Here is a 25,924-nt window from a genome sequence, read left to right as displayed (position 1 = left end):
GCGGCATCGTCCTTTCCAGAGCATGATGCCGCTAAAGCTGATCGCGCGCGTCGTAAGGCCAAGGGAATTGACTTCGCCTGGGTTTGGGTTACCGTGTAATTCACTGTATTACGGAGCGATAACCATGCTGAACAGTGAAAAATCTCAAGTTTCTCTGAGACTGCCCACGTCGCTGGTTTCGGAGTTTGATCGTATCGCCGCAATTCTTGAACGTGATCGTACCTGGGTAATGCAGAAGGCGCTTAGTCAATACCTTGCAACTGAAGGGGCCGAAATCCTAGCAGATGCGCAAGGCCTCGACGAATTGGATCGCGGGGATAGCGTCGATCTGGAGGATGTGCTCGAGAAGGCTCGGGCAATCGTCAATGCCGCCGAATATCGACGCCGTACGCGGGTGGGTTGATGCCTCCCGTTCGCCTTTCCAAAAGTGCAGAACGCTGGTTCTTGAGCAGGATCGCCGAACTCGCAGAGGTTAACCCAGCCGCCGCAAGGAAACTCGTTGAACGCCTGGAAAGGCAAAGAGACCTTCTTTCATCGTTTCCCCAAATGACCGAAAGGGGGATCCTGGAAGGAACTCGCAAAGTGAGTATGCCTCCCCTCGTGCTCACAATTCGCTCACGAGGCGGCATTGTTGAGATTGCGGCAATCAGGGATGCACGGCAGAAGGATGCATACGCTCCAGTCGAGATGCTGTCCGTAGACGACCATGATGAAGAAGACAAAGAGAAGACCGTATGACGGTGGCGCAACGCTCGGCGCGTCGCCTTACGCCCATTTTGTAGGTAAATGGCTGCGGTTCAAGCCGCAGCCATTTCTCCACTGCTTCAGCCTTCCAGCCACTTCACCTGCTCGGGCGTCAGCTTGATGTCGAGCGCCGAGAGGCTGTCTTCCAATTCGGCGACGGTGCGCGGCCCGATCAGCGGAATGACCGGGAAAGGCTGGGCGATCACATAGGCGAGCGCGATGTGGATCGGATTGCGACCGAGCTTGTTGGCAAGCTCGATGGCCCGGTCGCGGCGTCCAAAGTTGCGCTCGGAATACCAGACCCGCACGATCTCCTCATCGTCTCGCTTGTCGCGGCCGGCGCGGTCGGTAAAGAAGCCGCGGCCCTGGCTCGACCAGGCAAAGTTCGGGATCTGCTTCTCGTTCAGCCATTTCTTCCAGTCGTCGTCGGAGGCGGCAACGCAGCCGGCCCAGATCGGATCGAGCATCTCGGCAAGCGAGAAGTTGTTGGAAAGTGCTGCCGGCGCCGTCTTGCCGGTCTTTTCGGCATAGGCGATCGCCTCGTCGAAGCGCGCCCGCGTCCAGTTCGAGCCGCCGAATATGCCGCGGATGCGTCCGCGCTTGACCTCGGCATCCATGGCATCGACGAACTCGCCGACCGGCACGTCGGTATTGTCGCGATGCATGAAATAGATGTCGACGTAGTCGGTCTTCAGCCGGGCAAGCGACTGGTCGAGCTGCTTTGCGATCATGTCAGGATAGCAGAGCGGCGAGTGGGCGCCCTTGCCGATCAGCACGATCTCCTCGCGCGGCACCTTGCGGCTCGTGTGCCAGTCGCCGAAGATCGCTTCCGTTTTGCCGCCGCCGTAGACATAGGCCGTGTCGAAGGCGTTGCCGCCGGCCTCATAGAAGGCGTCGAGCGTCAGCGAGGCGGAGGCAAAATTCGAGAAGAATTCGAAGCCGAGTGTCACCACCGAGGCCGGCTTGGAAATGCCGGGAATCTGACGCTGCGGAACGCTGTTCCCGCGCGCGACCGTGCCGCCGGCAATGTTTGCCGTGCGCTTGCTGGCTTTTTCTACGCCGTATTCAAGACCCACCGACGCGCGCCACTGGTCGAGTACACGCAGGTTTCCGATCGAATCCGCCCAGCTCATGCCGGGAGAGCTGAATTCGGTCTTGCCGGCGTGGATGGCATCACCCGCCGCGTCCGCCTCGAAGGAATAGAGCCAGCGATCTTCCTTGACCTCGACGGTTTCTCGGCTGCCGCCCTTGAAGATCTCGATCTTGCCGACGCCGCCCTTGTGGCCGGAGGCGAACCAGAAGTCCTGGACCTCGATCCGGCCCTCGGAGCCGATGATGCGCAGCACATTGTCCTGCTGCGCCATGATCGAGCAGGAGACTTCGGCGATGATCTCGTTCGGGAACTTGAGCACGGCAGATGCCCATTCATCGACGCCGCTCTCTCCGAGATGGGCGACGCCCGAGACCTTCTCCGGTTCGAGGAAGGTCTTGCCCTCCGCGGCGCCTGATATCAGTCTGGCCATCGAGACCGGATAACCGCCGACATCGAGAATGCCGCCGCCGGCGGTGTCGTTGGCGAAAAGCCGGTGTTCGGGCTTATAGCTGCCCATGTTGAAGCCGAAGCTCGAGCGGATGATGCGAACGGTGCCGATGACGCCGCTTTTGACGAGCTCGACCAGCTTCTCCGTCTGCGGATGCACGCGGTACATGAAGGCCTCGCCGGCAAAGACCCCGGCTTTTTTCGCCTCGTAGTAAACCGCCTCGGCATCATAGGCCGAGAGCGCGATCGGCTTTTCCACCAGGATGTGTTTGCCGGCGCGTGCCGCCTTGATCGCCCATTCGGCGTGGCCGGTGTGAGGGACGGCGATATAGATCGCATCGACCTCCTTGTCGGAGAGCAGCGCCTCGTAACCATCGACGATGCGGGCGCCGGGGAAACCTTCGGCAAGGCCCGGCTTTGCCGGATTGCGGGTGGCGATCGCCACCAGTCTGCCGGTGCGCGAATGGGCGACGCCGTCTGCAAAGGTGCGGGCGATGGTGCCGGGGCCGATGATGCCCCAGCGGATCGGTTGATCTGAAGTCATGGAAAATCCTCTTTCGTCTTTCTGTCCTGGGATTTGGTTCAGCGAAGCCGCTTGCCGGCGCCGTCGAAAAGGAATGAGCGGTTGGCGGGAAGGCCGACTGTCAGCGTCTCGCGATTGCCGGCGACGCGCGATTCCGGCCGCTCGATGATCAGTTGCTCGGGGCCTATGGTGGCGTAGATGTAACTGGTATTGCCGAGGTGTTCGGCGACGTCGATGGTGACGGTGAGGTCGGCATCGCCCGTGCCCGCATCGACGAAATGTTCGGGACGGATGCCGAGCGTCACTTTAGCGCCGGCTTCGATGGGATCGGCGACCGGCAGCTTCAAGCGGGTATTGGCGTCACTTTCCAGCGCGATCACCGCCCTGCCCGGCTGCGTATCAACCACCACGGCCTTGAGGAAATTCATCTTCGGCGAGCCGACGAAGCCGGCGACGAACTGGTTTGCCGGATCGTCGTATAGGTCGAGCGGTGCGCCGATCTGCTCGATATTGCCGGCGCGCAGCACGACGATCCTGTCGGCGAGCGTCATCGCTTCCGTCTGGTCGTGGGTGACGTAGATCATCGTCGTGCCGAGCTTCTTGTGCAGTCTTGATATTTCGACGCGCATCTGCACGCGCAGTTCCGCATCGAGGTTCGACAAGGGTTCGTCGAACAGGAAGACCTGTGGTTCACGGACGATGGCGCGGCCGATCGCGACACGCTGGCGCTGACCGCCGGAAAGCTGCTTCGGCCGGCGCTTCATCAACTCGGTGATCTGCAGGATCTCGGCGACATGGCGCACGCGCCGCTCGGTGTCGGCCTTCGGATTGCCATTCATGCGCAGGCCGAAGCTCAAATTTTCCTCGACGGTCAGGTGCGGATAGAGCGCATAGGACTGGAAGACCATGGCGATGCCGCGATCGGCCGGTTCGACGTCGTTGACGACCCTGCCGCCAATCTGAAGCTCGCCTGATGTAATGTCCTCGAGGCCGGCGATCATCCTGAGCAGCGTGGACTTGCCGCAGCCGGAGGGGCCGACGAAGACAACGAATTCGCCGTCCTTAACCTCCAGATTGGCGCCGTGGATGATCTCAAAGCCGCCGAAGCGCTTGACGATGTTGCTGAGTGAAAGCTCTGCCATGCAGCCTCCCGATTATTTAATTGCGCCGGCCGCGATGCCGGCGATGAAATGGCGCTGAAGAGCCACGAAGATGACGAGGATCGGCGCCGTCAGCAGCACCGCGCCGGCCATGATGCCGCCCCAGGAGACCTTGGTGAGGCCGATCAGCGTTCCCAATGCCACAGGCGCCGTCATCATCCCCGGTCTGGAATTGATCAGCAGCGGCCAGAGGTAATTGTTCCACGAGTGCAGGAAGAGAATGATCGCCAATGCCGCCATGGTCGGGCGCGCCAGCGGCAAGGCGATGCGCAGGAAGATCTGCCATTCCTTGACGCCCTCGACCCGGGCCGCATCGAAGAGCTCGCCCGGCATCATCGAGAAGGACTGCCGCATGAACAGCACGCCGAGCGAATTGAACAGCGGCGGCACGATCAGAGCCACCCAGGTGTTTGCCAGCTTGAACTCGCGCGCCACCATGATGAATTGCGGGATGACGACCACGGAGAAGGGAAGCGTGATCGTGCCGAGGATGATGGCGATGACGACGGAGCGGCCGACGAAACGGTAACGTGCCAGTGCCCAGCCGGCCATCGAAGTCAGCAGCACCGAGAGCACTGTATAGATCAGCGCCACGCCGATGGAGATCACCATTGCCCCGATGAAATCGGTATCGGCCTGCAGGTTTTTGAAATTCTCGACGAAGTTGGTCGATGGCCAGAGCACGATGTCAGGGCTGAAGATGCCGTTGTCGGGCATGGTCGAGAAGACGAACATCATCCAGAGCGGAAACAACCAGATGAGAGCAAGGGGCGCCAGTGCAGCATGCAACGCGATCTGGCGCAGCAGAAGCGATAGGGATTTGGATTTCATTTCGGATCCCTCCCGACCCAGAGATTGAGAAGCGAAATCGTCACAGCAAGGGCAGCCATCGTATAGGCGATCGCCGAGGCATAGCCGAAGTTCAGCGAGGTGAAGCCCTGGCGATAAAGCAGCAGGCCGAGCGTCTCGGTGCCGCCGCCGGGACCGCCGCGATTGGTGATGAGGAAGGGCTCGGTGAAAAGCTGCATAGTCCCGATCACCGAGAGCACCACGCAGAAGAGGATGATCGGTTTCAGAAGCGGCAGGGTGATGTGGAAGAACTGCTGGACCTTGCTTACCCGGTCGAGCGTCGCCGCCTCGTAGACATCATCGGGAATCGACTGCAGGCCGGCGAGGATGATGATTGCGTTGTAGCCTGCCCAGCGCCATGTGACGGCGAGGATGATCAGCGCCATGGCGGCATTGGCATTGTCGAACCAGGAGACCGGGCTGAGACCGACGGCCGAGATCAGCTTGTTGATGATGCCGAAATCGAGGCTGAACATCAGCCGGAAGACGGCAGCATAGGCGACCTCGCCGACGACGACAGGCGCAAAGAAGGCGAAGCGGAAGAGCGGCCGCGCTTTCAGCAGCGGCGAATTGAGCATGACGGCCATGACGGTCGCAAGCGCGATCATGACGGGCACCTGGATCACCAGGATGATCAGCGTGTTGTAGAGGGCATTGTAGAAGGCCGGGTCGTAGAAGAGCCGGCCCCAATTGGCCTGGAAACTATATTTCCACGGGTTGATGCGGGTGTTCTGAAAGGAAATCAGGAACGAATTGATGATCGGCCAGACCCAGAAGGTGGCAAAGACCAGCAGATAAGGGGCGAGGAACGCATAAGCGCTCCGGGTTCTGAACGGCATCGAGCCTCCTCCTCACAAAACCAACGAATGACCAGCCGCCTTGCGGCGGACGGAAAGCCGGGCGCGTCAAGCGCCCGGCTTCGTCATTCACTGCGCGATCGGAAGGCCGGTCGCCGAAGCGATCTGGTTGGCGGCATCGTCGAGAGCTGCCTTCGCATCGGGATAGCCGCCGGAGAAGAACTTCGTCTGCGTCGCCTTGAAGATGGCTTCGGCATCGCTCTGGAAGGCGGTGCCGCGGCTCGGCACGATCTTCGGCAGCGTCGCAAGGATATCGGCCCAGACCTTCTGACCGCCCCAATAGGGCTGCGCTTCGTTGACGAAGGGATCTTGTACGGCCGAGAGCAATGATGGCACCAGACCGAATTCCTTCAGCATGGTCACCTGACCCTCGTTCGTGCCGAGGGCGTAGTTGACGAATTTCCAGGCGGCTTCCTTATTTGCGGAGGTCGCCGAAATGGCGAGCGACGAACCGCCGAGATTGGCGGCATGCGGGCCGTCGGCCGTCAGGCTCGGCATCTTGTAGACGCCCCACTTGCCCTTGAGATCGGGCGAGGTCGAGCGGACGGTGCCCTCATACCAACCGCCATACAGCTGGCTCGCGGCCTTGCCGGCGGTGTTGGCCTGGATCTTTTCGTCCCAATTGGCCGCCGTCAGCGTGCCGGCATCCTTCATTTCCTTCACCTTTTGCAGCGAGGAGACGCAGGCCGGCTGGTTGATGGTGATGGACTGGCCGTCGGCCGAGTAATAGCCGCAGCCCTGTTCGTTGGCGATCATGCGAAACCATTCGCTGTCGCCATTGAAGTCCGCCTGCGCCATGACGACGCCGGGATTGGCGGCGGAAATCTTCTTGCCGGCGGCAATAAAGTCGTCCCAGGTGCCGATCGTGCTTGGATCGACGCCAGCCTTTTCGTAGAGATCGCGGCGATAGAAGACGGCGACAGGGCCGGAATCCCACGGCATGGCATAGGCGACGTCGCCGACCTCAAGCTCGGTGCGCTTGAATTCGGGGAACTTCGCCTGGATCTCGGGCGTGTAACCGAGCTCCTTCAGATTGGCGAAGCAATCCGGGAAACGGCTCCAGAAGATCTCAGCCTCGAAATTCTCGATGCTGACGATATCGGGCAAGCCGTCGCCGCCAGCGGCGCAGGCAGCCAGCGTCTTGTCGAAGACCTGGCTGTTGCCAAGATCCTCGACGGTGATCTTGATATCGGGAAACTGTTTGTTGAAGCCTGGAAGCGTGGACTTCAATGCCGACGCGGCGACATTCCAGCTCCAGATGGTGAGATTGACCGACTGCGCGTATGCGGAGCCGGAAGCAAGCACTGCGACAGCTGCGGTCGCAGCGAGAAGTTTGAAGCGCATTGAAAATCCTCCCTTTTCAATTGCCGATCTTTCACGAACGCGGTTAGACTATCTGTAAGGGAGCGGGTGTCTCCTAAAAAGGGAACATGAATTTGGCGGAAAGTAAGGTCGGCACACGTGCAATCTATCAGCCCGGCGCGAGCAGCATCGAGGGTTTGCCGACAGCGCTGCAGATGTTTCATGCCCATCCGCCTGTTATGGCCATGCCGCACTGGCACGCGCAGGTCGAGGTCAACTACGTGATGCGCGGCACCGTGCACTACCGGATGAGCGATCACGAATTCCGGCTGAGCGCTGGCGAAATGTGCCTCTTCTGGGGTGGTCAGCCGCATCAGATGGACGAATCGTCGGATGATTCGCTCTATGCCGGCGCCCATCTGCCGCTCGTCTATTTCTTCCGGCTGCGCCTACCGATCAGCGTTTCCAGCCGGCTTATGAAGGGTGAGACGCTGCTGACCTCGGCAACGGATGCCGCCGACAGGGAGAACTTCACCCGCTGGTTCCACTATGCCAACTCAGGCGATCCCGCCAAGGCTCAGCACGCCGTCGACGAGCTGCTGCTGCGCATCGAACGGATCGCGCTCGAACCTTATTCGATGACGTCGCAGGCCGTCATCAGTCTCGAAGGCGATCATCCGCACCCGCATTCCTCGCGCAGCGTCGCGCGCATGTGCGATTTCATCGCCGCAAATTTCCTGCACGACATCGATTCGGTCGATATTGCCCGCGCCGCCGACCTGCACCCGAAATATGCGATGAACCTGTTCAAGCGATCGACCGGCATGACGCTCAGCAAATATGTGACGCTGCTGCGGCTGTCGCGCGCCCAGGCGATGCTGATGAGCGAGGGCGCCAACGTGCTGCAGGTGGCGATGGACAGCGGCTTCGGCTCGATCAGCGCCTTCAACAAATCCTTCCGCCACATCGCCGGTATGTCGCCGTCGGACTTCCGCCGCGATATCCGGCTGGTGACGACGGTCCCGGCCGGGGCCTTCCGGAACTAGCTCAGGGCCAGCCGCAATTCGGCGTTCTGTGCGTTCTGCCTGCCGCTTGCTTTTCACTGGGCAAAAAATAACCAACGCCTAAGGTATCGGCAGAATGCGCACATTTTCTGTGCAAGTGCATGCACTATTGCATTTTCCGGGGAATTGACGCCATCGCACTCTCAATAAAATCAATGATATATAATTTGGCACACACTTTGCTTCGATAGTTGCAGAGTTGGTGGCTAGGGTTCCGGCGTCGCAAGACGCGCTGGTCCGAGAGCTGCCACCGGCGAGGGAGACATCCCGCCGGGTGCACGGCGGGACAAAAGCCCGGGAGACCTCGTAAGCCAAGGGATTGGCGGCACGATGGTCATTGCCAATCCCTTTTGAAGAAAAGCAAAAGGGGAATTTCAATGCAGACTTTTTCGAAGATACTATCGATTACCGCACTGACGGCGTCCCTGGCGCTAGGACTCGGCTCCATCGCCAAGGCCGAACAGAAGACCGACTTCAAGGTCGCCTGGTCGATCTATGTCGGCTGGATGCCCTGGGGCTACGCGGCCGATCACGGTATCGTCAAGAAATGGGCCGACAAATACGGCATCAAGATCGAGGTCACCCAGTTCAACGACTACGTCGAATCGATGAACCAGTACACGGCCGGCGCCTTCGACGCCGTGACGCTCACCAATATGGACGGCCTGTCGATCCCGGCCGCCGGCGGCGTCGATACGACAGCCGTCATCGTCGGCGACTTCTCGAACGGCAATGATGCGGTCATCCTGAAGGACAAGGCGAGTCTTGCCGACATCAAGGGCCAGAACGTCAATCTCGTTGAATTTTCCGTCTCACATTATCTGCTGGCCCGCGCACTCGAAAGCATCAAGCTGACCGAGCGCGACGTCAAGGTGGTCAACACCTCCGACGCCGATATGGTCGCCGCCTACAAGACGGCTGACGTGACCGCGGTCGTCACCTGGAACCCGCTGGTCTCGACCATCCTCGAAGATCCCACGGCCAAGAAGGTCTTCGACAGCTCGCAGGTGCCGGGCGAGATCATTGACCTGATGGTCGCCAATACAGGCGTGCTGAAGGACAATCCGAATTTCGGCAAGGCGCTCGCTGGCATCTGGTATGAAACCGCAGCACTGCTGACTGCCGACAGTGCCGATGGCAAGGCTGCGCGCGAGGCGATGGGCCAGGCATCGGGCACCGATCTCAAGGGCTTTGAATCCCAGCTTGTCGCCACCAAGCTGTTTGCCAAGCCGGCCGATGCCGTTGCCTTCACGGCCTCGGGCAACCTGCCGAAGACAATGGATCTTGTCCGCAACTTCCTGTTCGAAAAAGGCCTGCTCGGCAATGGTGCGCCGTCGGCCGACGTCATCGGCATCGAAATGCCCGATGGCAAGATCCTTGGCGATAGCGGCAACGTCAAGCTGCGCTTCACCGAGACCTACATGAAGGCGGCCGCCGACGGTTCGCTCTGAGCGATGTCAAAGCAGCGGTGCGGCGTTGACCGCACCGCCCACCCTTCATCAGCGGAGCTTTCCTCATGCGCTGGATCAACACGAGGCCGAGCCGGGGCGCGCAGCTTGCCTTGACGCTGCTGCCCTTCGTGCTGCTTATCGTTGCCTACACGGCCGGCTCGGCCGCACGGCTGGCGGAAAACGCCAACGACAAACTGCTGCCCGGTCTTGCCGGTTTTGCCGATGCGATCGACCGCTTTGCCTTCATCGCCGATCCGCGCACCGGACAATATCTGCTCTGGTCCGATACCGGGGCGAGCCTGATCCGGCTGTTCGCCGGCCTCGGCATCTCCACAGTCACGGCGCTCGTCATCGGCATGCTGATTGGCATGCTGCCGTATCTCCGAGCCCTGCTCTCTCCCTTCGTTGCCGTTATCTCGATGGTGCCGCCGCTGGCGCTGCTGCCGATCCTCTTCATCGCCATGGGGCTTGGCGAAGCCTCCAAGATCGCTCTCATCGTCATCGGCGTTGCGCCGACGATGATCCGTGATCTTGCGCTGAAGGCGCTGGAACTGCCGCGCGAACAGATCGTCAAGGCCGAAACGCTCGGCGGCTCCTCCTGGCAGATCGGCCTTCGTGTGGTGCTGCCGCAGATCCTGCCGCGGCTGATCACCTGCCTCAGGCTTCAACTCGGTCCTGCCTGGCTGTTCCTGATCGCGGCCGAAGCGATTTCGTCGGATTCCGGCCTCGGCTACCGCATCTTCCTCGTCCGCCGTTATCTCTCGATGGACGTCATCTTTCCCTATGTCGTCTGGATCACGCTGCTCGCCGTGGTCATGAATTATATCCTTGATCGCATCCGCATTGCTGTCTTCCCCTGGTCTGAGCTGGAGAAGCAGGCATGAGCGAGTTGGTGATCGAAAAGGTCTGGAAAGAGTATGGTGACCAGATCGTGCTCGAGGATGTGTCGCTGACCGTCGCCTCGCGCGCCTTCGTCGCTCTTGTCGGCCCGTCCGGCTGCGGCAAGTCAACGTTCCTGCGCATGCTGCTCGGCCAAGAGCGGCCGACGCGAGGGACGATCCTGCTCGACGGGCAAGCGCTGCCGCAGGAGCCAGGGTCGGATCGCGGCGTCGTCTTCCAGCGCTATTCCGTCTTCCCGCATCTGACCGTCGTCGGAAACGTGCTGCTCGGGCGGGAACTCTCGGGGTCCCGCTACAAGGCCAAGCTTTTCGGCGCCGCCCGCCGCGACGCCGTCGACGAAGCCCGGCGGCTGATCGGCGAGGTCGGCCTTTCCGGCGCCGAGGGCAAATATCCGGCGCAACTATCAGGCGGCATGCAGCAGCGCCTGGCGCTGGCGCAGGCGCTGATCATGAAACCGAAGGTGCTGCTGCTCGACGAGCCCTTCGGCGCGCTCGATCCCGGCATTCGTGCGGAGATCCACACATTGATGAAACGCCTCTGGCACGAAACGCAGATGACCGTCGTCATGGTGACCCACGACATGCGCGAAGCCTTCACCCTGGCGACGCGCGTCGTCGCCTTCGAGCGCAAGCGTGATCGCCCGGAGGAAAAGGAGCGCTACGGCGCGACGATCACCAAGGATATTTCGATCTGGCCGCCCAGGCTCGCCGGCGCGCCCTCCATCTTCAGCCCCGACCGGGACGGCCCGGTCATTTCTCTGGGCCTTCGCCGGGACGACCCGGCTTCCAGTCCGCCAGGAGAAAAACCATGATGCATGTCAGACGTTCGCCCGAGGAGATCGCCGCCAACCGGCAGCGTTACGAGGAACATCAGAAAAAGGGGCTGGAATTTGCCCCGAAGGCCCTGCCGGCGCCGAGCCCCCTGCCCGCCCCCGCCATCGATGCTGCCGCGATCATCCATCAGGAAATCATCCCCGGCGGCTGGTACTGGTCGACCGCGCTGAAGCGCGGCGAAGCTCTCCGCATCGATCAGGGCGAAGGCGGATCGACCGTGGCGCTCGTTGCGTGGAACGCCACCGACACGAGCGAACGGCTCAATCTCGTCGATACGGTCAAGGTGCAGTGGACGACCGCCCCCGGCAAGGGCCGCGTTATATTCTCGGACATGGGCCGGGTGATGTTTTCGCTGATCGAGGATAGTTCCGGCGCCCATGACTGCCTGATGGGCGGCTCGACGGCAGCTTCGAACGCTACAAAATATCCTGGCGTCAAGACCCGCAACACCCGCGACAATCTCGTGCTCGTCGCCGGCAAGCTTGGTCTCGAACGACGCGATATTCCTGCGATTCTCAACCTCTTCGCCCCCGTCCGCGTCGACGATGACGGTGGCTTCCACTGGCGCGGCAAGCTCTCCAACAGCGGCGACTATGCCGAGCTGCGCGCCGAGATGGACATGATCGTCGGCTTCTCCAACTGCCCGCATCCGCTCGACCCCGACCCGGTCTATGCGCCGCAACCGGTGATCGTCACGCGCTTTCGCGCAGCCGCGCCCGCAGTCGACGACCTCGCGCGCACGGCAACCGCCGAAGCCCTTCGCGGCTTTGAGAACAACGCCGCGATGCTGGCCTGAGGGAAGATACGATGACCGATTTCATCAAGACTTCAGCTTCGCGCAGCCTCGAAAATGCCGTGCAGGATCATTTCATCGCGGCCGAAGCGCCATGGTCCGGCATCGTGCGCAAGGGCCAGACGATCCGCATCGAGGACAGTTACGGCCAGCAGGCGATCGACACGCTATTTTATCGTGCCGACGACTTTGCCGAGCGTTATTCCAACCAGGATACGATGCGGGCGCAGAGTGGCGCCTATATCGGCACCGGCACGAAGATCATCTCGAACGAAGGCAATGTCATGCTGGTCATGACCGCCGACAGCTGCGGCCGCCACGATACATCGGCCGGGGCCTGCTCCTGCGAGAGCAACACCGTGCGCTTCGGCCACGGCACCAAATACCTGCATGCCTGCCGCGACAATTTCGTGATCGAGGTGACCAAGCACGGCATGAGCAAGCGCGACATCGTGCCGAACATCAATTTCTTCATGAACGTACCGATCAAGCCGAATGGCGAGATGACCATCGTCGACGGCATTTCCGCACCCGGTGACTATGTCGAACTGGTGGCTGAGATGGACGTGCTCTGCGTCATCTCCAATTGCCCGCAGATCAACAACCCCTGCAACGGCTTCGATCCGACACCGATCCGGGTGCTGATCTGGGACGGCGAGGACTGATCGATGTTCACCAAGGTCCTGATCGCCAATCGCGGCGAAATCGCCGTTCGCGTTATCCGCACATTGAAGAGGATGGGCATCGCCTCGGTCGCCGTCTATTCCGATGCCGACCGGTTCTCCAAGCCGGCGCTGACCGCCGACGAGGCCATGCGCCTCGGCCCGGCGCCTGCTGCCGAAAGCTATCTTTACGTCGATGCCGTCATTGCCGCCTGCAAGGCGACGGGCGCTGAGGCCGTACACCCAGGCTACGGCTTCCTCTCGGAGAATATCGGCTTTGCCGAGCGGCTCGCCGCCGAAGGTATCGCTTTCATCGGCCCGCGGCCGGAGCATCTGTCGGCATTCGGCCTGAAGCATACGGCACGCGAATTGGCGAAAGCGAGTGGCGTGCCGCTACTGCCCGGCACCGATCTCTTGCAGAGCGTTGACGAGGCGCTTTCGGCCGCCGAAACCGTCGGTTATCCCGTCATGCTGAAAAGTACGGCGGGCGGCGGCGGCATCGGCATGCAGCTCTGCACCGATGTTGCAAGCCTGAAGGCCTCTTTCGAAAGCGTGCAGCGGACCGCGCGCGCCAGCTTCGGCGATGCGCGCGTCTACATCGAGCGTTTCGTTGCCGAAGCGCGCCATGTCGAGGTGCAGATCTTCGGCGACGGCAAGGGTGGAGTGATTGCGCTCGGCGAACGCGACTGCTCGCTGCAGCGGCGGAACCAGAAGGTCGTCGAGGAGACGCCTGCGCCTGGCCTTTCTGCGGAGACAAGGGCGCTGCTGCACAAGGCGGCGGTCGATTTGGGACGCTCGGTCTCTTATGAATCGGCCGGCACCGTCGAATTCATCTATGATCCCCAGCGCGAGGAATTTTATTTTCTCGAGGTCAATACTCGCCTGCAGGTCGAGCACCCCGTCACGGAAGCCGTCTTCGGCATCGACCTCGTCGAATGGATGATCCGGCAGGCGGCCGGCGAGGACGTGCTCTCGGGAGCCAGGGGCCTGACGCCGAAGGGTGCGGCGATCGAGATGCGTGTTTATGCCGAGATGCCGCATGCGGATTTTCGCCCGAGTGCCGGCCTGCTGACTGAGGTCGTCTTCCCTGATAATGCCCGCGTCGACGGCTGGATCGAGACGGGAACCGAGGTCACGCCCTTCTACGACCCGATGCTTGCCAAGCTGATCGTGGCGGCGGAAGACCGGCCAGCGGCGATCGAGAAACTGAAGGCAGCACTCGCCGAAACGTCGATATCAGGCATCGAGACCAATCTCGATTATTTGAGAACGATCGCCGCTTCCGAATTGCTGGCCAGCGCCAAAGTGGCAACGACGGCTTTACGCGACTTCGCCTTCGTTCCAGATGTCGTCGAGGTACTCGCGCCCGGCGCGCAGTCAAGCATTCAGGAATTGCCGGGCCGGCTCGGCCTCTGGCATGTCGGTGTACCGCCGAGCGGGCCGATGGACGAACGCTCCTTCCGTCATGCCAACCGGCTGGTCGGCAATGCCGATGTAACGGCAGCACTCGAACTGACGGTTTCCGGCCCGACGTTGCGGTTTTATGTCGACCAGACGATCGCGCTTGCCGGCGCGCGGATGCCAATGACATGCGACGGCGCAAGATTGCCGCATGACACGCCGGTATTGATCCGGGCCGGCCAGGTCCTGTCGATCGGTTCGATCGAAGGACCGGGGCAACGCGCTTACCTTGCCGTTACCGGCGGTTTTGCCGCGCCCGTCGTGCTCGGCTCGAGGGCGACTTTCGGCCTCGGCCAGTTCGGCGGCAATGCCACCGGCACGCTGAAGACGGGGCATGTGCTGCATTTTGCCCGCCAAGTGCCGGCCGAACCGGCAACGCCTGCGACGGAGCCGGCCGCCTTGACGCGCGAATGGAATGTCGGCGTCGTCTACGGCCCGCATGGCGCACCTGACTTCTTTCAGGACGGCGATATCGAGACTCTGTTTTCGACGGCTTACGAGGTGCATTTCAACAGTGCCCGCACCGGGGTGCGCCTGATCGGCCCAGCCCCGCAATGGGCACGTAGCGACGGCGGTGAGGCGGGGCTGCACCCCTCCAACCTGCACGACAATGCCTATGCGATCGGGGCGATCGATTTCACCGGCGACATGCCGATCATTCTCGGCCCTGACGGCCCAAGTCTTGGCGGCTTCGTCTGCCCGGCGGTGATTGCCCGCGACGAGCAGTGGAAGATGGGCCAGTTCAAGCCCGGCGACCGCATCCGTTTTCATGCCATGGCGCGGCCGGAAGACCCGATCGCCGGCCCGGCGGTGCGGCGGGTCACGGAAGAAACAGGTTCGCCGATCCTCGGCATCAGCGAGGATGGCCCGGTTTCTGTCGTTTATCGCCGCCAGGGCGACGACAATCTGCTCGTCGAATATGGGCCGATGACGCTCGATATCGCGCTGCGGCTGCGGGTGCACCTGCTGATGCAGGCGGTCGTGGAGGCCCGCCTTCCCGGAGTCGTCGACCTCACCCCCGGTATCCGCTCGCTGCAGATCCATTATGACGGCACGCAGCTGACGCGCCGGCGCCTGCTTGGGCTGCTCTCCGAGATCGAGGCGACCCTTCCGGCAGCCCAGGAGGTCACGGTGCCGAGCCGCATCGTGCATCTGCCGCTCTCCTGGAACGATCCGGATGCGGAACTTGCGATGCGCAAATATCAGGAGCTCGTGCGCCCGAATGCGCCCTGGTGCCCATCGAATATCGAGTTCATCCGCCGCATCAACGGCCTTCCTGACGAACAGGCCGTCCGCGATATCGTCTTTGATGCAAGCTATCTGGTGCTCGGTCTCGGCGACGTCTATCTCGGCGCGCCGGTTGCGACCCCTGTTGATCCGCGCCATCGCCTCGTGACGACGAAGTATAATCCCGCCCGCACCTGGACGCCTGAGAACGCCGTCGGCATCGGCGGCGCCTATATGTGCATCTACGGCATGGAAGGACCGGGCGGCTACCAGCTCTTCGGCCGCACAATCCAGGTCTGGAACACATGGCGGGAGACACCGGCCTTTGCCAGGGGCAAACCCTGGCTGCTGAACTTCTTCGACCAGATCCGTTTCTTCCCTGTTAGTAACCAGGAATTGACGGAGGCGCGCGCCGCCTTCCCGCATGGCGGCTATCCGATCCGGATCGAGGAAACGGAATTCTCCTATGCCGCCTATGAGAGAGAATTGCAGGCGAACGCAGCGTCGATCGGCCGCTTCAAGGCAAGCCAGCAGGCCGCCTTCGATGCCGAACGCCAGCGCTGGAAGGAAGCCGGGCTCGACAGCTTCGTCACCGACGAAGGCACGGGCGAAAGTCCGGATGGGGATATTCCCGACGGCTGCTTCGGTGTTGCCAGCGCCGTGCCCGGCAATATCTGGAAATTGCTGGTCGAGCCGGGTGCGTCGGTTGCGGCCGGCGATACACTCGCCATCATCGAATCGATGAAAATGGAAATCAACGTCACCGCCCATGCGGCAGGCCGCGTCCGCGACCTGCGTGCCGGGCCGGGAAGAAACGTCAAAGCCGGCGATATCATCGTCGTTCTGGAGGAATGCTGACATGCTGCCGACCATCCTCGATCTCTCAAGCCTTCGCGCCGCCTACCAGTCCGGCCTGACGCCGCTCGACGCCATCGAAGAGGTGATCGCGCGGCGTGCCGCCTCGAAAGATCCGGCAATCTTCATCACGCCGGTGCCGGATGAGGAATTACGCGCTGCCGCAAACGCGCTGATGGCACGCGCGCCTGAGGCAAACAGCCTGCCGCTCTGGGGCGTTCCCTTTGCTGTGAAAGACAATATCGATGCCGCCGGCCTGCCGACGACCGCCGCCTGCCCAGCCTATGCGTATCGGCCGGAAGAGGACTCCACCGTCGTTGCCCGGTTGAAGGCAGCCGGCGCCATCATCATCGGCAAGACCAATCTCGACCAGTTCGCGACCGGCCTCAACGGCACGCGCTCGCCTTATGGCGCGCCTCGTTCGGTCTTCGATGCAGCCTATATCTCCGGCGGCTCGAGCTCCGGATCGGCGGTCACGGTGGCCTCCGGCCTCGCCGCCTTCGCGCTCGGCACCGATACGGCCGGCTCCGGCCGCGTGCCGGCCGCCTTCAACAATCTGGTCGGCATCAAGCCGACGCCGGGTCTCTTGCCGAATACCGGCGCCATACCGGCCTGCAAGAGCGTCGACTGCATCACGATCTTTACCGCGACCGTCGGCGACGGCGTCGCGATCCGCAAGGTCGCCGAAGGCTTCGATGCCGCCGATCCTTTCTCGCGTCACGCCAAGCCGGCGAACCTGCCGGTATCAGGCTTGCGCATCGGCGTCCTGACCGACGCCGAGCGAGAATTCTTCGGCGACAAGGAGGTGGAGGCGCTCTACGACCAGGCGATCGAACGCGCCAAAGCGCTCGGAGCGACCATCGTGCCTTTCGACTACACACCGTTCCGCGAGGCCGCGGCCCTGCTCTACAACGGGCCGTGGGTTGCTGAGCGCCTGGCCGCGGTCGAGACCTTCCTCGCCACCAACGCCGCCGATTTCGACCCGACGGTCAGAGGGATTATCGAAGGCGCCAAGGGCAAGACCGCGGTCGAGGCCTTTAACGGCCGATACCGGCTGGAGGAGCTGCGCCGCAAGACCGAAGCCGAATGGGAAAAGGCGGACGTGCTTCTGCTGCCGACCGCACCGACCACCTACACGGTCGCCGACATGCTGGCCAATCCCGTCGTGCTCAATGGCCGCCTCGGCCGTTACACCAATTTCGTCAACCTGCTCGATTGCGCGGCGATCGCCGTTCCGGCCGGTTTCGGCAAAGGCGGCTTGCCGGGCGGCGTCACCGTCATCGCGCCTGCCTTCACCGACGATGCGCTGGCACCACTTGCCGATGCGCTGCATCGCGCAGCAGGTTCCGGCATGGGCATCGACCGGCAGGCGGCAATACCGGAAGCGAGCCGCATTGCGCCTGGCGATGACGGTTTCATCGAAATCGCGGTCGTTGGTGCGCATCTGACCGGCATGCCGCTCAATCACGAACTGGCAGGCTCCGACGGGCGTCTGGTCAAGACCTGCCGCACGGCCGGCGATTATCGCCTCTTCGTTCTGCCCAATACCACGCCGCCGAAACCGGGACTGCTGCGCGAACCCGGCCATAAGGGTCAGGGGCTGGAGGTCGAGGTCTGGGCACTGCCGGCCGATGCTTTCGGCAGGTTCGTCCAGAAGATTCCGGCACCCCTCGGCATCGGTAAGCTCACGCTCGAAGACGGTTCCAGCGTCTCCGGCTTCGTCTGCGAGGCCCATGCGGTGAAAGGTGCCGAGGAAATCACCGCACTTGGCGGCTGGCGCAACTATATCAGCGCCAAGGTGGCGAGCTGAGGAGAACAGTGCATGGCGGCAAAACTCGTCCGGCGCCTGATCGATCTGCTGCGGGACGGTCTGACCGCCCGCAGCGAAGCGATCGGCAGCACCTGTGTCAGCCCTGGCGTTTCTGAGAACGTTCGGCAAGCTCGACGATGATGCCGTCGGGATCGCGAACGAAGGCGATCCTGTTCAGCATCTCGGAGTGGACCGCGAAGCGCGGCCGCTCCTTGATCTCGACGCCCGCCTGTTCAAGGCGGGCGAAGGTCTCGTCGACATTGTCGAAACAGAAGGTGAGGTGCCGGACGCCGGCCGTATCGTCAGGCACGTCGACCGCTCTCGACGCGCCGCCGGGCGGCGCAAAGACCTCCAGCATGCCGCCGCCTGCATCGAGGAACGCGACCTGCATGCCATTCGCCATCGTCTTGCGCAGCGCGAGGTTGAGGCCGAGCAGGCCACAGTAGAAATCGACGGTGCGGTCCATGTCGCTGACCGTCATGCCGACATGCTCGAAGGATTTCAGCATCGGAGCGCCCTTCCCGGTTCAGACGGTGGCCGCAGCACGCCATTCCGCTGCCGGAAGCCAGGAACGATAGAGCGGATGATCGGCGGCGATCGGCATCGGCGTCGGTTGTCCGGTTCGCTGCGAGGAATAGGCGGCCGTAACCAGTTCCAGCGAATTGCGGGCATCCTGCAATGTCACCGGTGGGTCGGTGTCCTCGACGATCGCCTTGTGGAAGAGCTCGAACTGACGGGTGTAGCCATCCTCGCCAGGCACATAGGCGGCGAGCACTTCGTCGATCCGCGCCTGATGTTCCTCTGTCCCGGCGACGAATGTCCACGGGTCACGGCCCATCGTATAGGGTTCGATGATGCTTTCGGCGACGAGGTCGTTGAAGCAGAAGCGCAGCCGCGAGATCTCCTTGCGCGAACCGAGCGTCATCGACAGCGTCGCCAGCGAGCCGTTCTGCATCTTCACCGAAAGGGCTGCCGTATCCTCGACCTCGATCGGATTGACCAGCGTGGCGCCATAGGAAAACACCTCGGCGCAGGGACCGTGCACATAGTTCAGCATGTCATGGGCGTGGATGGCGTGGCCGAGAAGACCGCCGCCGAGTTCGCTCGCCCATTTGCCGCGCCACGGCACGGCGTAATAATCCGGTCCACGCCACCAATGTGTTTCGATCGTGGTCAGGAACGGCTTGCCGGCGAGGCCACGTTCGATCAGCAGCTTCAGCTTCTGCAGACCGGAACCGTAGCGATACTGGAAGATCGGCATCAGCTTCCTGCCGGGGTAACGATCGAGGATGCGCCCCATCTCGTCGACCTCGGCGATCGAGCCGAAGAGCGGCTTCTCGCAGATCACGTGTTTGCCGGATTCGATGCCCTTGCGGCAAAGTTCGAAATGCGAGCTCGGCGGCGTCGAAATGTCGATGATGTCGAGATCGTCGCGGGCAATCAGCGAATCCGCATCCTGCGTGTATTCGCCAATGCCGAACTCCTCGCACAGCGCCTTGCCGCGCTCCTCATCGAGCGAGCAGAGCACGGGAACTTCGAAAAGCTCCTTGTTCCAGCCGAAGCCGGCCAGATGCCGCGCAGCGATGCCTGCGCCGATGACACCGACGCGCAATTTCCTGGTCATGATATCCTCCTCAGCGAGCGCCGATGCGCGCGGCTTTCGCCTGGGCTTCGAGCGAAAGACGGCAGACTTCAAAAACGTGATACTGGGTCATCGCCGTCTGCGTGCGGTTGCCGACGTCGGCGGTGAAAGCGTCGAAATAATCAAGCTTTTCGCCGCTGCAATCGATATGGGTCATTTCCTTGCCGTTGACCAGGAAGAGATGATCCTTGCCCGGCCTGCCGGCAATGTCGATATATTTGCGCAGTTCGATGTAGCCTTCGGTGCCGAGGATGGTCAGGCGCCCGTCGCCCCAGGTCGGCAGCGCCTCCGGCGTGAACCAGTCGACACGGACATAGCCCGCCGCCTTGTCAGAACGCAGAAGCACCTCGCCGAAATCCTCGAAGGCGGGCTTGTCGGGCATGCCGAAATTGCCGATCGAGCTGGCGATGACCTCGCCTGTGGTCGAGCCGGTATAAAACAGGAACTGGTCGACCTGGTGTGAAGCGATATCGACGATAATGCCGCCGAAGGCTTCGGGATCGAAGAACCAGTCCGGCCGGGTCGGCAGCTGCAGCCGATGCGGACCGACACCAAGCGTCTGGATCACCTTGCCGATCGCGCCTTCGGCGACGAGCTTGCCGGCCTTGACGGCGGAGCGCACGCAGTGGCGCTCGGAAAAGCAGATCGAGAAGATCTTGCCGGTTTCAGCGACGGTCTTCTTGACGTCCTCGAGCTGGGCGAAGGTCGTCACCCCAGGCTTGTCGGTCATCACGTCCTTGCCTGATTTCATCGCACGGATGGCGAGACCGGCGCGATCGCGCGGGATCGCCGAGATGCAGATGACGTCGATCGATGGATCGTCGAACAGCTTTTCCCGGTCGATCTGCGGCGCGTCCGGATAGGTCTTCTCAAAGGCCTCGCGCAGTGCCGGCACCGAGGTCTGCGGGCAATAGCCCACGAATTCGCCGCCTGCGGCCAGCAATCCCTTCACGTGATCGAACGTATGCCCATGGTCGATTCCGACGACGGCAAATCTCAACATCGCTGCAATATCCTCCTGGGATTTTCGTGTGGCTGCCTGACGCCAGCCTCCTCCATGTTGGGCAAAACAGATAACGAAAGCCGGCGCCTGTCAAGGCGAGATGGAGGGCATAATCGTCACAGCCTGTATTCAAATGTTTGAAATTTAACAGTTATTTTGTATCTAAATAGTTATTTTGTGGGCTCTGGCAATTGGATTCCCGAGAAAGCCCGCCGCTTGAGCCGATCAGGCGAAAGTCTTTTTCCCCGACGCATCTTGCCCCGCCTCCGTGAATGTGATCGATTTCGGCTGCTGCCAAGCTGGAGGGCGGCAACACCCCGCAATGTTTTGAAGAGCGCTCCCCGCTCGCCTGTGACGGAAGATCACCATGTCTCAACCTCTGCTCGATGTCGCCGCTTCGGATGGTCTTTTTGTCGGTCGCATCTGGAATCCCGAAGTGCAGGGACCGAGCATTGTGATGTTACGCGAGGGTATGCTGGTCGACATCACGTCGCGCGAGGCGCCGACGCTGAGCGCCCTGCTCGAGCGGCAGGATGCCGCCACCCTCGTCCCTGCAGCAAGTGGCAAGGCGGTTGGCTCGCTGGCGGACATCGCCGCCAACAGTACCGGAGCTCCGGATGAAGCGCGTCCCTATCTCCTCGCGCCCGTCGACCTTCAGGCAGTTAAAGCCTGCGGCGTCACCTTTGCGCAGTCGATGATCGAGCGCGTCATCGAGGAGAAGGCGGCCGGCAGTCCGGAGCGTGCCGCCTCGATCCGCGAGCGCGTCAGCACGCTGATCGGCGGCAGCCTCACCAATCTGAAGGCCGGCTCGCCGGAGGCCGCCAAGGTCAAGCAGGCACTGATCGACGAAGGCATGTGGTCGCAATATCTCGAGGTCGGTATCGGGCCGGATGCCGAAGTCTTCACCAAGGCGCCGGTGCTTTCCTCCGTCGGCTGGGGTGCGGATGTCGGCCTGCATCCGATCTCGACCTGGAACAATCCCGAGCCGGAAATCGTGCTCGCGGTCAACAGCCGCGGCGAAATCAAGGGTGCGACGCTCGGCAACGACGTCAACCTGCGCGACGTCGAGGGCCGCTCGGCGCTGCTGCTCGGCAAGGCCAAGGATAACAACGCCTCCTGCTCGATCGGTCCTTTCATCCGCCTGTTCGATGCCGATTACAGCCTCGATGACGTCCGCAAGGCGGAACTCGACCTGAAAGTCACCGGCCAGGACGGTTTCGTGCTGCATGGCAAGAGTTCGATGTCACACATCAGCCGCGACCCGACCGATCTCGTCAAGCAGACGGTCGGCGCCCATCATCAATATCCTGACGGTTTCATGCTTTTCCTAGGCACGCTGTTTGCGCCGACGCAGGACCGCGACGCGCCGAAGCAAGGCTTCACCCACAAGATTGGCGATGTCGTCGAGATTTCCTCGGCAGGCCTCGGCGCGCTCGTCAACACCGTGCGCCTTTCCACCGAATGCCCGCCCTGGACCTTCGGCATTTCGGCGCTGATGAGCAATCTGGCGAAGCGCGGTCTTCTCTAAATTACTGATTCCGCCGCCTGCCCTGCAGCAGATCGAGAACGGAGTTTGCCGCCTCGAGAACGTTTGTCCCCGGGCCGAATACCGCTGCAACGCCGTGTTCATGCAGGAATTCATAGTCCTGCCGGGGGATGACACCGCCGCAGACGACGATGATATCACCACCGCCCTGTTCCCTCAGCCTGTCGATCAGCTGCGGCAGCAGCGTCCTGTGGCCGGCCGCCAATGACGAGACGCCGACGACGTTGACCTTTTCGCTGAGTGCGACGCCGGCGGCTTCCTCCGGTGTCTGGAAGAGGGGACCGGCGAGCACATCGAAGCCGATATCGCCGAAGGCCGAGGCGATCACCTTGGCGCCTCGGTCGTGTCCGTCCTGACCGAGCTTGGCGACCATGATCTTCGGCCGGTGCCCCATGGCTTCCGTCACTTCCATCATGCGGGTCCTGAGCACGGCGAGTTCCGGCTCATTTTCATACGCTTGGCCATAGACGCCCTTGATCACCACAGGCGTGGCGGCATGATCGCCGAAGGCATCGCGCATCGCATCCGATATCTCGCCGACCGTGGCGCGGGCCCGCGCGGCCTCAATGGCGGCTTCCAGCAGGTTGCCCTTGTCGCTCTGTGCGATCTCGGCCAGGGCCGCCAGCGTCTCGCGCACGGTTCCGCCATCGCGCCGCCGCTTGGTTTCCTCGATACGTCTGATTTGCGCTTTGCGCACCGCGCTGTTGTCGATCTCCAGAATGTCGATCGGCTGCTCGTTTTCGAGCCTGTAGCGGTTGACGCCGACTATGACCTCCTCGCCCTTGTCAACGGCTGCTTGGCGGCGCGCGGCCGCTTCCTCGATCAATCGTTTCGGCAGGCCGTCATTGACGGCCTTCGTCATGCCGCCGAGCGCTTCCACCTCCTCGATCAGCGCCCAGGCTTTGTCAGCAAGCTCCTTCGTCAGGCTCTCGACGTAATAGGAGCCTGCCAGCGGATCGACCACCTTGGTGACGCCAGTTTCGTGGCTCAGGATCAGCTGCGTGTTGCGGGCGATGCGGGCGGAAAATTCCGTCGGTAGGGCGATTGCCTCGTCGAAGGAGTTGGTATGCAGCGACTGCGTGCCGCCGAGCACGGCCGACATCGCCTCGAAAGCGGTGCGGATGATGTTGTTATAAGGATCTTGTTCCTGCAACGAGACGCCGGAGGTCTGGCAATGGGTGCGCAGCATCAGCGAGGAAGCCTTCTTCGGCTGGAACTCCTCCATGATGCGGGTCCATAGCAGGCGGGCGGCGCGAAGCTTTGCCGCCTCCATGAAGAAGTTCATGCCGATCGCGAAGAAGAAGGAGAGCCTGCCGGCGAAATCATCGACATTGAGGCCCTTGGCGATCGCCGCCCTGACATATTCGCGACCGTCGGCCAGCGTGAAGGCAAGTTCCTGCACCAGCGTCGCGCCGGCCTCTTGCATGTGATAGCCAGAGATCGAGATCGAGTTGAATTTCGGCATCTCCCTGGCCGTATATTCGATGATGTCGGCAACGATCCGCATCGAGGGTTCCGGCGGATAGATATAGGTGTTGCGGACCATGAACTCCTTGAGGATGTCGTTTTGGATGGTCCCCGAAAGGTCGGCTCGTGGAATGCCCTGCTCCTCGCCTGCCACGATGAAGGAGGCGAGGATCGGGATGACGGCGCCGTTCATGGTCATCGACACCGACATTTCGCCGAGTGGAATGCCGTCGAACAGGATCTTCATGTCCTCGACGCTGTCGATTGCCACACCCGCCTTGCCGACATCACCCTCGACGCGCGGATGATCGCTGTCATAACCGCGGTGGGTGGCAAGATCGAAGGCGACCGACAGGCCCTTCTGGCCGGCGGCGAGATTGCGGCGATAAAAGGCGTTCGATTCCTCTGCCGTCGAGAAGCCGGCATATTGGCGGATCGTCCAAGGCCGGCCGGCATACATCGTCGCGCGCGGGCCGCGGGTGAAAGGTGAAAAGCCGGGAAGCGAACCAAGGTGCCCGGCGCCATCAATATCCTCGGCCGTATAGAGCGGCTTGACGGCAATGCCTTCCGGCGTCTGCCAGGTCAGCGTTTCGGGCGAGGTACGCAGTTCCTTTTGAGCAAGCTCCGCCCAATCCGACAGCGTCTTCTTCGTCATGCGGTTCCTCCGGCTTTTTTCATCCCCACCCTACCATTTCACAGGCTCATCGTGCGATAGAGCCCGAAGAGGATGATTTTAGGCCGAGCCGGCTAAAATCTGAATCCTGTTCTACATTATATAGTTAGAGCATGATGTCGTCCGAACACTTTTCGGCATCATGCTCTTGGATAATTAATGCGGCAAATCCTTGATTCCTATTGCCGGCTTTGGGAACCGCCTGATGAAGACCATGCAGATCTATGCCTTCGACATGAACTGCGTCGGGCACATCAACCACGGTCTGTGGACGCATCCGCGCGACCGCTCAGCGCATTATACCGATCTCGACTACTGGACGGAGTTTGCCAAGACCGCCGAACGCGGCAAGCTGGACGGCATCTTCCTGGCTGACATCGTCGGTGTCTATGACGTCTACAGGGGTAGCCCGTCGCCGGTGATCGAGACGGGTGCGCAGATCCCGGTCAATGATCCGATGATCCCGATTTCGGCGATGGCCTATGTCACGAAACATCTGGGTTTCGGCGTGACCGTCAACACCACCTATGAGCCGCCCTTCCTGCTGGCGCGGCGCATGTCGACGCTCGACCACCTGACCAAGGGACGGATCGGCTGGAACATCGTCACCGGTTATCTCGACAGTGCGGCTCGCAGCATGGGTTTTGACAAGCTGCCGGAACATGATGCGCGTTACGACGCAGCCGAAGAATATCTCGAAATTCTCTACAAGCTCTGGGAAGGCAGTTGGGACGACGATGCGGTGGTGCGCGACAAGGCGGGCGGCGTCTATGCAGATCCCTCCAAAGTGCGCTCTGTCCGTCACGACGGCAAATATTACCGGATGGAAGGCATCCATCTCTCAGAACCCTCGCCGCAGCGCACGCCCCTGCTCTTCCAGGCCGGCGCCTCGGCACGCGGCCAGGATTTCGCCGCCCGCCACGCCGAATGCGTCTTCATTGCCGGGCCAAATCCCAAGGCGGCGAGGCCGACCGTCGATGCGCTGCGGGCGAAGGCGGAGGAATTCGGCCGCGGCGTCGACGCATTGAAGATCCTGAGCCTGATCACTGTTGTCGTCGGTCGAACGAACAAGGAAGCCCAGGAGAAGCTGGAGGAGTACCGCAGCCATGCGAGCGTCGAGGCCTCGCTTGCGCATTATTCCGCTTCGACAGGCGTCGATTTTTCGAAATATGGATTGGACGACGTCATCGACCAGAGCTCGACCAACGCCAATCAATCCGCACTTGCGGCCATTACGCAACAGGCGCCAAAGCCGGTAACGCTGCGTGACATCATCGACCAGATGATACTCGGCAGCCGGATGAAACCGGTGGTCGGCTCGCCGGAACAGATCGCCGATCATCTCGCGACATGGATCGAAGAGGGTGATATCGACGGCTTCAATCTGGCGCGGACAGTGGCGCCGGAAAGCCTGCGCGATTTCGTCGATCTGGTCGTGCCGGTGCTGCAAGAGCGCGGCGTCTTCAAGGCGGATTATGCTGCCGGACCGTTGCGGCAGAAGCTTTTCGGCGGGAACGGCAGGTTGCCCGCTGCTCATCCCGCCGCCCAGTTCCGGCGCTGAT

At 61.9% G+C, this 25,924-nt stretch carries 21 protein-coding genes and 1 riboswitch; of the genes, 12 read left to right on the top strand and 9 right to left on the bottom strand.

What is annotated here, in order from left to right; genetic code table 11:
- Nucleotides 1-124: 124 nt before the first annotated feature.
- Together BS630_RS26600 and BS630_RS26595 are read left to right on the top strand one after the other, a co-directional pair.
- Nucleotides 125-403 carry a CopG family ribbon-helix-helix protein gene (locus tag BS630_RS26600; RefSeq protein WP_077979781.1) on the top strand — a complete coding sequence of 93 codons (279 nt, stop codon included), beginning with the start codon at nt 125-127 and terminating at the stop codon, nt 401-403.
- Entirely contained in the window at nt 403-738 is a 336-nt protein-coding gene (locus tag BS630_RS26595) for a type II toxin-antitoxin system RelE/ParE family toxin (protein ID WP_077979780.1), read from the top strand. Before BS630_RS26600 ends, BS630_RS26595 begins: the two co-directional genes overlap by 1 nt.
- A gap of 86 nt (nt 739-824) precedes the next feature.
- On the opposite strand, the gene BS630_RS26590 is transcribed toward BS630_RS26595, so the two are convergent.
- From BS630_RS26590 to BS630_RS26570, 5 genes are all read right to left on the bottom strand, one after another.
- Entirely contained in the window at nt 825-2,828 is a 2,004-nt protein-coding gene (locus BS630_RS26590; RefSeq protein ID WP_077979779.1) for an aldo/keto reductase, read from the bottom strand.
- 38 nt (nt 2,829-2,866) lie between these two features.
- Nucleotides 2,867-3,949: an ABC transporter ATP-binding protein gene (locus BS630_RS26585; RefSeq protein ID WP_077979778.1), complete on the bottom strand. Its 1,083-nt coding sequence runs from the start codon at nt 3,947-3,949 to the stop codon at nt 2,867-2,869.
- A 12-nt stretch (nt 3,950-3,961) separates the two neighbouring features.
- The gene (locus tag BS630_RS26580) at nt 3,962-4,798 is read right to left on the bottom strand and encodes a carbohydrate ABC transporter permease (protein WP_077979777.1); all 837 of its coding nucleotides are present in this window, start codon (nt 4,796-4,798) and stop codon (nt 3,962-3,964) included.
- Entirely contained in the window at nt 4,795-5,655 is an 861-nt protein-coding gene (locus BS630_RS26575; protein WP_077979776.1) for a carbohydrate ABC transporter permease, read from the bottom strand. Before BS630_RS26575 ends, BS630_RS26580 begins: the two co-directional genes overlap by 4 nt.
- An 87-nt stretch (nt 5,656-5,742) precedes the next feature.
- The gene (locus BS630_RS26570) at nt 5,743-7,017 is read right to left on the bottom strand and encodes an ABC transporter substrate-binding protein (protein ID WP_077979775.1); all 1,275 of its coding nucleotides are present in this window, start codon (nt 7,015-7,017) and stop codon (nt 5,743-5,745) included.
- An 86-nt stretch (nt 7,018-7,103) separates the two neighbouring features.
- On the opposite strand from BS630_RS26570, the gene BS630_RS26565 reads away from it, so the two are divergent.
- The 8 genes from BS630_RS26565 to atzF all read left to right on the top strand — a co-directional run bounded on the left by BS630_RS26565 (nt 7,104) and on the right by atzF (nt 18,031).
- Nucleotides 7,104-8,021 carry a helix-turn-helix domain-containing protein gene (locus BS630_RS26565; protein WP_077979774.1) on the top strand — a complete coding sequence of 306 codons (918 nt, stop codon included), beginning with the start codon at nt 7,104-7,106 and terminating at the stop codon, nt 8,019-8,021.
- A gap of 213 nt (nt 8,022-8,234) precedes the next feature.
- Nucleotides 8,235-8,342, top strand: a riboswitch (guanidine-I (ykkC/yxkD leader).
- A 74-nt stretch (nt 8,343-8,416) separates the two neighbouring features.
- Nucleotides 8,417-9,490 carry a putative urea ABC transporter substrate-binding protein gene (locus tag BS630_RS26560; protein WP_077979773.1) on the top strand — a complete coding sequence of 358 codons (1,074 nt, stop codon included), beginning with the start codon at nt 8,417-8,419 and terminating at the stop codon, nt 9,488-9,490.
- Nucleotides 9,491-9,555: 65 nt separating this feature from the next.
- Nucleotides 9,556-10,374 (top strand): ABC transporter permease, encoded by an 819-nt coding sequence (locus BS630_RS26555; RefSeq protein ID WP_077979772.1) that lies wholly within the window; start codon nt 9,556-9,558, stop codon nt 10,372-10,374.
- Nucleotides 10,371-11,201: an ABC transporter ATP-binding protein gene (locus BS630_RS26550; protein WP_077979771.1), complete on the top strand. Its 831-nt coding sequence runs from the start codon at nt 10,371-10,373 to the stop codon at nt 11,199-11,201. The genes BS630_RS26555 and BS630_RS26550 overlap by 4 nt, the downstream gene beginning before the upstream one ends.
- Entirely contained in the window at nt 11,198-12,019 is an 822-nt protein-coding gene (locus BS630_RS26545) for an urea amidolyase associated protein UAAP1 (protein WP_077979770.1), read from the top strand. The genes BS630_RS26550 and BS630_RS26545 overlap by 4 nt, the downstream gene beginning before the upstream one ends.
- An 11-nt stretch (nt 12,020-12,030) precedes the next feature.
- Entirely contained in the window at nt 12,031-12,681 is a 651-nt protein-coding gene (locus BS630_RS26540) for an urea amidolyase associated protein UAAP2 (protein WP_077979769.1), read from the top strand.
- Nucleotides 12,682-12,684: 3 nt separating this feature from the next.
- Entirely contained in the window at nt 12,685-16,224 is a 3,540-nt protein-coding gene (gene uca / locus BS630_RS26535; RefSeq protein ID WP_077979768.1) for an urea carboxylase, read from the top strand.
- A 1-nt stretch (nt 16,225) separates the two neighbouring features.
- Nucleotides 16,226-18,031 (top strand): allophanate hydrolase, encoded by a 1,806-nt coding sequence (atzF, locus tag BS630_RS26530; RefSeq protein WP_077979767.1) that lies wholly within the window; start codon nt 16,226-16,228, stop codon nt 18,029-18,031.
- Between the two features lie 97 nt (nt 18,032-18,128).
- Here the strand turns inward: atzF and BS630_RS26525 are convergent, their stop codons facing one another.
- From BS630_RS26525 to BS630_RS26515, 3 genes are read right to left on the bottom strand one after another with little or no spacing between them, the layout of a single operon-like run.
- Complete coding sequence (locus BS630_RS26525; RefSeq protein ID WP_077979766.1) at nt 18,129-18,539, bottom strand: VOC family protein; 411 nt, start codon at nt 18,537-18,539, stop codon at nt 18,129-18,131.
- Between the two features lie 18 nt (nt 18,540-18,557).
- Nucleotides 18,558-19,655, bottom strand: coding sequence for a Gfo/Idh/MocA family protein (locus BS630_RS26520; protein WP_077979765.1), 1,098 nt, complete (start codon nt 19,653-19,655; stop codon nt 18,558-18,560).
- 10 nt (nt 19,656-19,665) lie between these two features.
- The gene (locus BS630_RS26515; protein WP_077979764.1) at nt 19,666-20,676 is read right to left on the bottom strand and encodes a Gfo/Idh/MocA family protein; all 1,011 of its coding nucleotides are present in this window, start codon (nt 20,674-20,676) and stop codon (nt 19,666-19,668) included.
- 367 nt (nt 20,677-21,043) lie between these two features.
- On the opposite strand from BS630_RS26515, the gene BS630_RS26510 reads away from it, so the two are divergent.
- On the top strand, nt 21,044-22,204 hold the full coding sequence (locus BS630_RS26510; protein ID WP_077979763.1) for a fumarylacetoacetate hydrolase family protein: 1,161 nt from the start codon (nt 21,044-21,046) through the stop codon (nt 22,202-22,204).
- A 1-nt stretch (nt 22,205) separates the two neighbouring features.
- Here the strand turns inward: BS630_RS26510 and scpA are convergent, their stop codons facing one another.
- Nucleotides 22,206-24,344: a methylmalonyl-CoA mutase gene (gene scpA, locus BS630_RS26505; protein WP_077979762.1), complete on the bottom strand. Its 2,139-nt coding sequence runs from the start codon at nt 24,342-24,344 to the stop codon at nt 22,206-22,208.
- Nucleotides 24,345-24,567: 223 nt separating this feature from the next.
- Here scpA and BS630_RS26500 point away from each other — a divergent pair, with 223 nt between their 5' ends.
- A complete protein-coding gene (locus BS630_RS26500; protein ID WP_077979761.1) occupies nt 24,568-25,923 on the top strand; it encodes an LLM class flavin-dependent oxidoreductase in 1,356 nt (451 codons plus the stop codon).
- Nucleotide 25,924 lies beyond the last annotated feature (1 nt).

This window comes from Rhizobium laguerreae (assembly GCF_002008165.1).
GTDB classification, from domain to species: Bacteria; Pseudomonadota; Alphaproteobacteria; order Rhizobiales; family Rhizobiaceae; genus Rhizobium; species Rhizobium laguerreae.
The sequence above is the reverse complement of the archived record's forward strand: the minus strand, read 5'-3'. Positions and strand labels throughout refer to the sequence as shown.

Bases quoted from the DNA above. Each gene is read 5' to 3' on its own strand.
- BS630_RS26515 (WP_077979764.1), bottom strand. From the start codon at position 20,676: ATGTTGAGATTTGCCGTCGTCGGAATCGACCATGGGCATACGTTCGAT.
- BS630_RS26595 (WP_077979780.1), top strand. From the start codon at position 403: ATGCCTCCCGTTCGCCTTTCCAAAAGTGCAGAACGCTGGTTCTTGAGC.
- BS630_RS26560 (WP_077979773.1), top strand. From the start codon at position 8,417: ATGCAGACTTTTTCGAAGATACTATCGATTACCGCACTGACGGCGTCC.
- BS630_RS26590 (WP_077979779.1), bottom strand. From the start codon at position 2,828: ATGACTTCAGATCAACCGATCCGCTGGGGCATCATCGGCCCCGGCACC.
- BS630_RS26565 (WP_077979774.1), top strand. From the start codon at position 7,104: ATGAATTTGGCGGAAAGTAAGGTCGGCACACGTGCAATCTATCAGCCC.
- BS630_RS26550 (WP_077979771.1), top strand. From the start codon at position 10,371: ATGAGCGAGTTGGTGATCGAAAAGGTCTGGAAAGAGTATGGTGACCAG.
- BS630_RS26545 (WP_077979770.1), top strand. From the start codon at position 11,198: ATGATGCATGTCAGACGTTCGCCCGAGGAGATCGCCGCCAACCGGCAG.
- BS630_RS26520 (WP_077979765.1), bottom strand. From the start codon at position 19,655: ATGACCAGGAAATTGCGCGTCGGTGTCATCGGCGCAGGCATCGCTGCG.
- BS630_RS26510 (WP_077979763.1), top strand. From the start codon at position 21,044: ATGTCTCAACCTCTGCTCGATGTCGCCGCTTCGGATGGTCTTTTTGTC.
- BS630_RS26500 (WP_077979761.1), top strand. From the start codon at position 24,568: ATGAAGACCATGCAGATCTATGCCTTCGACATGAACTGCGTCGGGCAC.
- BS630_RS26555 (WP_077979772.1), top strand. From the start codon at position 9,556: ATGCGCTGGATCAACACGAGGCCGAGCCGGGGCGCGCAGCTTGCCTTG.
- BS630_RS26600 (WP_077979781.1), top strand. From the start codon at position 125: ATGCTGAACAGTGAAAAATCTCAAGTTTCTCTGAGACTGCCCACGTCG.
- BS630_RS26525 (WP_077979766.1), bottom strand. From the start codon at position 18,539: ATGCTGAAATCCTTCGAGCATGTCGGCATGACGGTCAGCGACATGGAC.
- BS630_RS26540 (WP_077979769.1), top strand. From the start codon at position 12,031: ATGACCGATTTCATCAAGACTTCAGCTTCGCGCAGCCTCGAAAATGCC.
- BS630_RS26585 (WP_077979778.1), bottom strand. From the start codon at position 3,949: ATGGCAGAGCTTTCACTCAGCAACATCGTCAAGCGCTTCGGCGGCTTT.
- BS630_RS26580 (WP_077979777.1), bottom strand. From the start codon at position 4,798: ATGAAATCCAAATCCCTATCGCTTCTGCTGCGCCAGATCGCGTTGCAT.
- BS630_RS26575 (WP_077979776.1), bottom strand. From the start codon at position 5,655: ATGCCGTTCAGAACCCGGAGCGCTTATGCGTTCCTCGCCCCTTATCTG.
- scpA (WP_077979762.1), bottom strand. From the start codon at position 24,344: ATGACGAAGAAGACGCTGTCGGATTGGGCGGAGCTTGCTCAAAAGGAA.
- atzF (WP_077979767.1), top strand. From the start codon at position 16,226: ATGCTGCCGACCATCCTCGATCTCTCAAGCCTTCGCGCCGCCTACCAG.
- uca (WP_077979768.1), top strand. From the start codon at position 12,685: ATGTTCACCAAGGTCCTGATCGCCAATCGCGGCGAAATCGCCGTTCGC.
- BS630_RS26570 (WP_077979775.1), bottom strand. From the start codon at position 7,017: ATGCGCTTCAAACTTCTCGCTGCGACCGCAGCTGTCGCAGTGCTTGCT.